Source organism: Halobacillus sp. BBL2006 (assembly GCF_000786645.1).
GTDB lineage: Bacteria > Bacillota > Bacilli > Bacillales > Halobacillaceae > Halobacillus.
Genome location: NZ_JRNX01000195.1, coordinates 1 through 6,561 on the forward strand (window position 1 = coordinate 1; position 6,561 = coordinate 6,561).

9 protein-coding genes are annotated in these 6,561 nt (G+C 40.3%); 5 read left to right on the forward strand and 4 right to left on the reverse strand.

What is annotated here, in order from left to right; genetic code table 11:
• Positions 1 to 862 (forward strand): manganese-dependent inorganic pyrophosphatase (locus LD39_RS06870; RefSeq protein WP_035544420.1); only part of this gene is annotated, 862 nt, incomplete at its 5' end.
• Positions 863 to 920: 58 nt separating this feature from the next.
• Here the strand turns inward: LD39_RS06870 and LD39_RS06875 are convergent.
• Positions 921 to 1,496 carry a GNAT family N-acetyltransferase gene (locus LD39_RS06875; protein ID WP_035544432.1) on the reverse strand — a complete coding sequence of 192 codons (576 nt, stop codon included), beginning with the start codon at positions 1,494 to 1,496 and terminating at the stop codon, positions 921 to 923.
• Between the two features lie 124 nt (positions 1,497 to 1,620).
• Between LD39_RS06875 and corA the strand changes: the two genes are divergently transcribed.
• Entirely contained in the window at positions 1,621 to 2,568 is a 948-nt protein-coding gene (corA, locus tag LD39_RS06880) for a magnesium/cobalt transporter CorA (protein WP_035544421.1), read from the forward strand.
• Positions 2,569 to 3,043: 475 nt separating this feature from the next.
• Here corA and LD39_RS06885 read toward each other — a convergent pair whose 3' ends face one another.
• From LD39_RS06885 to LD39_RS06895, 3 genes are all read right to left on the reverse strand, one after another.
• Positions 3,044 to 3,604: an FAD-dependent oxidoreductase gene (locus LD39_RS06885; protein WP_035544423.1), complete on the reverse strand. Its 561-nt coding sequence runs from the start codon at positions 3,602 to 3,604 to the stop codon at positions 3,044 to 3,046.
• 176 nt (positions 3,605 to 3,780) lie between these two features.
• Positions 3,781 to 4,119, reverse strand: a complete 339-nt coding sequence (locus LD39_RS06890) for a hypothetical protein (protein ID WP_035544425.1) — start codon at positions 4,117 to 4,119, stop codon at positions 3,781 to 3,783.
• Positions 4,120 to 4,182: 63 nt separating this feature from the next.
• Positions 4,183 to 4,932, reverse strand: a complete 750-nt coding sequence (locus tag LD39_RS06895) for an SDR family NAD(P)-dependent oxidoreductase (RefSeq protein ID WP_035544428.1) — start codon at positions 4,930 to 4,932, stop codon at positions 4,183 to 4,185.
• A 127-nt stretch (positions 4,933 to 5,059) separates the two neighbouring features.
• Here LD39_RS06895 and LD39_RS06900 point away from each other — a divergent pair, with 127 nt between their 5' ends.
• The 3 genes from LD39_RS06900 to LD39_RS23770 all read left to right on the forward strand — a co-directional run bounded on the left by LD39_RS06900 (position 5,060) and on the right by LD39_RS23770 (position 6,329).
• A complete protein-coding gene (locus LD39_RS06900) occupies positions 5,060 to 5,587 on the forward strand; it encodes an HD domain-containing protein (protein ID WP_035544430.1) in 528 nt (175 codons plus the stop codon).
• 363 nt (positions 5,588 to 5,950) lie between these two features.
• On the forward strand, positions 5,951 to 6,088 hold the full coding sequence (locus tag LD39_RS22535) for a hypothetical protein (protein WP_156112581.1): 138 nt from the start codon (positions 5,951 to 5,953) through the stop codon (positions 6,086 to 6,088).
• Positions 6,089 to 6,194: 106 nt separating this feature from the next.
• Positions 6,195 to 6,329, forward strand: coding sequence for a hypothetical protein (locus LD39_RS23770; RefSeq protein ID WP_255349877.1), 135 nt, complete (start codon positions 6,195 to 6,197; stop codon positions 6,327 to 6,329).
• The last annotated feature ends 232 nt before the right edge of the window (positions 6,330 to 6,561 follow it).

Sequence of the window (6,561 nt, forward strand, 5' to 3'; positions counted from 1 at the left end):
TTATTCTGACCTTAAAAATTCACTAGGATTGGACACAGAACCCGTACGATTAGGAGAGGTGGGTGCTGAAACTCAATATGCATTGGACCAGTTCAATGTTGAAGCACCACGTATGGTCGAGCGAGTTTCAGATGAAGTTGAGCAAGTTATTCTAGTTGACCACAACGAGCGTCAGCAAAGTGTCGCTGATATTGATGATGTTCAAGTTGTAGAAGTTATTGATCACCACAGAATCGCTAACTTCGAAACGAAAGGTCCTTTGTACTATCGTGCCGAGCCAGTTGGCTGTACTGCGACGATCTTAAATAAGATCTATAAAGAGAAAGGGAAAGAAGTATCTAAACCAATGGCTGGTTTGATGCTTTCTGCTATCATCTCTGACTCATTATTGTTCAAATCTCCAACTTGCACAGATGAAGACATTGAAGCTGCTAAGGAACTAGCTGAAATTGCAGGGGTCGATGCAGAAGAGTATGGACTGGAAATGCTAAAAGCAGGGGCAGACATTAGTGACAAATCATCAGAAGAGTTAATTTCTCTTGATGCTAAAGAATTCACAATGGGAAGTAAGAAAGTAGAAATTGCACAAGTTAATACTGTAGACACGGATGACGTTTTATCACGTAAAGCAGAGCTTGAAAGTGCAATGGAGAAAACCGTTTCTGAAAAAGATCTTGATCTATTCTTGCTAGTTGTGACAGATATTCTCACAAACAACTCTACAGTCGTTGCTGTTGGAGAACAAGCAGCTGCTGTCTCTCAAGCTTTCGATGTCGTGCTCGACGGGAACCAAGCGGTTCTTGAAGGTGTCGTATCACGTAAGAAACAAATTGTTCCACCATTGAATCAACACTTTGCATAAAATAAAGAAAAGCGATCTCCCAAATAAAGGAGGTCGCTTCTTTTGATAGAATGGAAGCTTATACGTGATAGAGTTTATTCCATTCTTCTCTCAATACTCCAAACCGAATCGAATCGTAATACTCGCCTTCATAAATACGGCATTTCCTCATGCGCCCTTCTAGTTTCATTCCTAACTTTCTTCCAACTTTCATCATTCGTTCGTTTTTTGACCAGGTTGTCAAGCCGATCCTTGCAATAGGAAGCATTCTGAACAAATGATCCACCCACATCGTCAGTGCTTCTGTGCCATAACCTCCATTCCAATAGGAGGGATTATAAATACCTATGCCAACTTCAAGCCAAAGGGAAGGCTTGTGCTCCCAATAGTAAATCACAGTACCAATAATTTGTCCGTCTACTTCTATCAAAAGTCTTGAATCTGGCTCCTCCTCAGCTAAACGCTCTTTCCGGGCATGTTCATGACTTTTATAGCTGTCCAGTGTATGAGGTTCAAGAGGGTAATAGGGGGCATCCCATCTTTTCCATTCAGGTTCTCCTCCGTTTCCGTAAATCAATTGATAAAGTACAGGAAGGTCCTCTTCCATAATGCTGCGAAGTTTAACACGCTCACTTTGTAATACTGTATCTTTTATATTTTGAGCCATAAAATTAATCTCCTTCGTGAAGCTTGTATAATTATGGTATCACAATTCGTGCGTTTTTTTTCCAATTTAAGCGGGTATAACTTGAAGAAGGTTACATAAAAAGGATGATGGTATGATACATGTCACGGCTTATTCAAAAACTGAAGGATTGAAAGAAGGCCTCTCTCTCGAAGAACTGTCTGATATGGATTGGGACTGGTATTGGGTAGACTTTGAATCTCCTTCCGAGGGTGAAGTAAGTTTGTTGGACACTTATTTCAATTTTCACCCTTTGGCGATCGAAGACTGTTTGCATAATCTTCAGCGACCAAAACTCGACTATTATGAAGATCACACTTTTTTTGTCACCCATTCCATCAATCATGAAGAACTCGTCAGGGAAGAGATCGATATATTTATGGGAGAATGTTCGATTGTAACCTTTCATAAAAAACCGGCTCCTGCCCTGGAAACAGCCCGGAGGCTCTTGAAGAGGAGTACGATGGATGAAGTAGACGAATTTTTTATCTTTTATCAGATCTTAGACAAAGTAGTGGATAACTATTTTCCTATTGTTTATAAGATTGAGGATCACATTAATGAGATCGAAGATAATACGAAAAATCTTTCCATGGAAAAGTTACTGGATGAACTGTTTGATAGAAGGAGCGAATTACTGATCATGAGGCAAACGGTACATCCGATGAGGGATTTGCTGTATCGAATTTTGAACACTCATCACTTGGATGGTGTACTGGAGCGGAAGGAATACTTTGCCGATATCCACGATCACTTGATTAAAGTAGCGGACATGATCGCTTCTAATCGGGAAATGACACAGGATATCCGCGACAGTTACTTATCGCTTAACTCTCATCAAACGAATCGCACGATGCAAATTTTGACTGTCATTTCTGTTATCTTCATGCCGCTAACCTTTATTGTCGGTATTTATGGCATGAATTTTCAGAATATGCCTGAATTGAAGACGGATTATGGCTATTTCGTCGTATGGGTAGTTATGATTGCAATTGCTTACGGTATGTACCGCTGGTTTAAGAATAAAGGCTGGTTTGAATAATGACATGAAATCCTACTTCCTGCATCAGGAGGTGGGATTTTTTTTCGGTCTAAGGACCGATATAGAATCACCCGGTCGACCGTTATAGCAATAGATGATAGCGTCTATAATTTAAGTAAGATCAATAAAGGATGGTGAAAGCGAGTATGTGGAACGAATTTGAAGTAAGTATAGACGTAGAACAACGACGCCCTCGCTAGAAGTAAAGATTAAATCTCTGGAGGTGACTGTTTATGATGTTAAATGAATTTGAGTTGATGCAAAGTATTGAAGAGCGCAGGCCAAGATAAAGAGAGGAAGAAAGGGGATCGGGTCATTGAAGAAGGGGTTATTTACAATTTTTAATGTTGAATACTAAAGAAAGCTATCCTGCAAAGAGATGAGGATAGCTTTCTTTTTTATGCTCGGGTTCTTTATTGACTGGTTTCAGCCTAAAAACCTGATCTTGATATTAAGGTTTTAAAAACTGCTTTTCTTATTTCATAATGTCGTGATCGACATAGCGCTTTCCGTTCAGTTCACTGATCACGTTTACGGCAACCTTTGCCCCATCCCCGGCTGTGATGATCGTATGAACACTGACTCCAGCAACCGTTCCTGCTGCCCATACCTTAGGATAAGAGGTGTGGCCATACTCATTTACCTTAATGATTTTTGCTACACGTGGTTCGATTCCATCAACAACTTCCAATCCGAACTCTTCCGCAAGTTTGGTGGACATTCCTGTTGCAAAAATGACATGCTCGGCATTATATGAGCCTTCTGATGTTGTAATTGTGTACATTTCTTCCTTTTCTTCTATGGAGTCGACAGCTTGTTTGATTAACTCTGTACCGAATTTTTCTGCTTGTTTTTGGCCGGATTCCAGAAGCTTGGGACCTTCAATTGGGTCTACGCCATAGTGGTTTTCGACCCAGGCTTTAGCCGTAATACTTTTTCCGTTATCGAACATAATGGTTTTCTTTCCTGCTTTAGCTGCGAAGAGTGCTGCGCTGGCACCTGCTGGACCTGCTCCAATTATCGCTACTTCATACATTAGTTATCTCTCCTTTTACAATCATTTTCCATTTAAGTATAGCTTAGAATTGGAAAAAACATAAACCTACTTCTTCTATAGAAGCAGGTTTATGTCAGTTCATTTTGTAAACGGATTGCGTTGTTTTTCATGATCTAAGTATTCTCTCCGCTTCAAAAGGGAGGGGCATATAATGGTTATACCATTATGGAAGTGTTGCTATTAATCATGGACTCTGTATATTTTCTCCGGCAATTCGTGGATACAAGATTCTCTTTCCAGCAATTCTGGATTTCATCATACGCTGTTCCAACATTTTCACCGTCGATAATCATCAGGATCGGTTCATCGAGGTCAACGAATAAGAAAAAAGATAAGAGCTTTGGCAGGTGACCTCCATCTGCGATCAAGTGGTTTTGGTGTAAATAAATATCACACCCGTGCTTACTGATGCATTTGTACATTTTCATAATCTGATTTGTCTTTAAAGGCTGATGCAAGCGAATTTCATAAGAATTCAATTCAGGCACTACCATCACCTCCGATGTTTTGTTGGTATATCCCTACCCTTACAAATCTTGGGCTAAACCTTCTGGTGCTTAATGTTCATAGATCATCTTCCTAGTCATGCCTCCATCAACGACTAAATTTTCACCAGTAACAAAGTCGTTATCCTCATCAGTTAGATAAAAACAGGCTTTAGCAATATCGCTGACTTTTCCAACTCTATTCGTCAGGTGTTGTTCATGGTCGATATCCCGAAGTTCATCGTAATTTTCAGTTTGGATCCAACCAGGACTAATTGAGTTTACGCGAATACCGAACTCTGATAAGGAGGCAGCCATCGCATGGGTCAAGGCTACTAGTCCACCTTTGGTTGCGGCATATCCTTCGGAGTTCGGCTCAGACATAAATGCTCTTGTAGAAGCCATATTGACAATTCTTCCTTGAACGTTGTTTTTCTTCCAGCGGAGACTCGCTTGTTTTGCAAAAAGGAAGGCACTTCTCAGATTTGTATGAATAATGTTATCCCAGTCTTCGACTTCAAGGTCGAACATAGACGTAAAGGTACTGACGCCGGCATTATTGACCAAGACGGTAATTGTTCCAATTTCTTCATCGATATCTTGAAAGACTCTTTCTACATCCTCTGGCTTACGTACGTCGCAGGAGAAGAAAAAGGCGCTTTTTCCTTTCTTTCTAAGTTCTCCAATCAATTGAAGTCCACGTTCCTCATCTATGTCACAAGTAATCACCGTTGCCCCTTGTTCTGCATACGATAAAGCTAGGCCACGTCCAATTCCATTGCTAGCTCCAGTAATAAGTACAATATCTTTTTCAACATTCATTGTGATTCCTCCTCCGTACGTTTTACCTTAACTTTATAAAAGGTAAACCTGCTTTATCATCTGCTTTGTTAAGCTTGTGAAGTCTATGGGAACATGGTATCATCTAAAAAAACTCGGAGGTGATCGGATGAAACGAGTTACACTCGTCGATGTATTTAAACACAGAGTCACTCAAAAATACTTACAACGATCAGGCATTCATCACGCGGTCACCGTTAGTGGATATGCGTTTGATATGGCAATAAAAGCGGGAGTGGACCCTGACCTTGCAACGAAATCGGCTCTTCTCCATGATATGGGTCATTACGAATGGTATCGCGATGGAAAGTGGGATTATGAAGAGTACAGGAAACATGATATCCACGCGATTAAAGGTGCGGAGCGCGCCCATAAGTTATTAATCAGGCTCGGTGAAGATCGTTTAGTTGCCAAAGAAGTATCCTTGGCCGTTCTCCTTCATACAGACAGTTATCTTCCCTTTAAGCTGGACGATAAGCGAACGAAACTGCAGGAGGTCGTCGCAGAAGCAGACGAAAAAGATGAACAGCCATTAGGTTTACATCACTATAAGAACATGGATAAAAGTGAAGCAATCCAGCGTCTTCATGCTCTTGATTTAAAAATAGAGGAATATTTCGGTGGCCAGGCAGGCTAAATATTTGTTAGATTCTTTTGAAAGTAGGCTTTACTTTAAGAAAATGTTCCTATATAATTTCCAGTGTAAGAAAAATTTCTCAGAAAGCGAGGTCGAATACAATGATGAACACAAAAAAATGGTTCAAATCAACACAACTTAATCGACCTGCGCTATATTATCGATCCTAAATTGATGTTATTAAAAAATGGGTTCATAACGGCCGCAGGTGATGCATATTGTATTCCTGTGGCTTTTTTGCGCCTTTAAAATTTACGCGCGTCTTTAAAGCAAAGCCACAGGACACCTGTGGCTTTTTCTTATGCAATCAGAGAGTATTTTTACTCTTTTGATATAAAATTACAACTAAAGGAGGTGGCAGACATGACGATACACTTTTTTATATTCACTGTACGTGTCAGCCGGCGTCAGAAACAGAATTATCACCCGCTGCCCGGTTACCGACCATCCGCTCAAGATCAATGGCTTGACCGCAAAGCATTTTCTAAACAAATCATCTAAGAAAGGGAGTGGAACCGATGGCAGAACTAGTAAGAATTGAATTTATGAATTGGTTGAATGCGGAGAAGGATTCCGCTTAGTGAAGAACACATAGGAGGAATATAAGATGACTATTAATTTCTTGATATTTTCGATTTCGATTGAGAAGCTGGCTCCAGAAGCGAGAGATCGTTCGGTTGAGCGTTCACGCTTGATCAGTGATCGTATTAATGAAATCAAATTGAAACATAAACAATTATAAAATGATCCCCGCCTCAACAGCGGGGATTTTATTTTTCTTTAAAGTTAGAAGACTATATTTGGATATAAAAAATCAATAAATTGAAATTACCGTTATTCAGCAAACGTGCAAGATTGTGGAAGACTCGATACCGAGATGACTTGGGTCCGTTGCCTTAAATGAGTTGGGGTGGGTGGGAAACGACTCGTCCAGCTGCAACGCCCAGACACTCGCGTCATAAGAAGAAAACCAA

Excerpts from the sequence above, each read along its gene's own strand:
- corA (WP_035544421.1), top strand. The coding sequence starts at position 1,621 with ATGATACATGTCACGGCTTATTCAAAAACTGAAGGATTGAAAGAAGGC.
- LD39_RS06885 (WP_035544423.1), bottom strand. The coding sequence starts at position 3,604 with ATGTATGAAGTAGCGATAATTGGAGCAGGTCCAGCAGGTGCCAGCGCA.
- LD39_RS06890 (WP_035544425.1), bottom strand. The coding sequence starts at position 4,119 with ATGGTAGTGCCTGAATTGAATTCTTATGAAATTCGCTTGCATCAGCCT.
- LD39_RS06895 (WP_035544428.1), bottom strand. The coding sequence starts at position 4,932 with ATGAATGTTGAAAAAGATATTGTACTTATTACTGGAGCTAGCAATGGA.
- LD39_RS06900 (WP_035544430.1), top strand. The coding sequence starts at position 5,060 with ATGAAACGAGTTACACTCGTCGATGTATTTAAACACAGAGTCACTCAA.
- LD39_RS22535 (WP_156112581.1), top strand. The coding sequence starts at position 5,951 with ATGACGATACACTTTTTTATATTCACTGTACGTGTCAGCCGGCGTCAG.
- LD39_RS23770 (WP_255349877.1), top strand. The coding sequence starts at position 6,195 with ATGACTATTAATTTCTTGATATTTTCGATTTCGATTGAGAAGCTGGCT.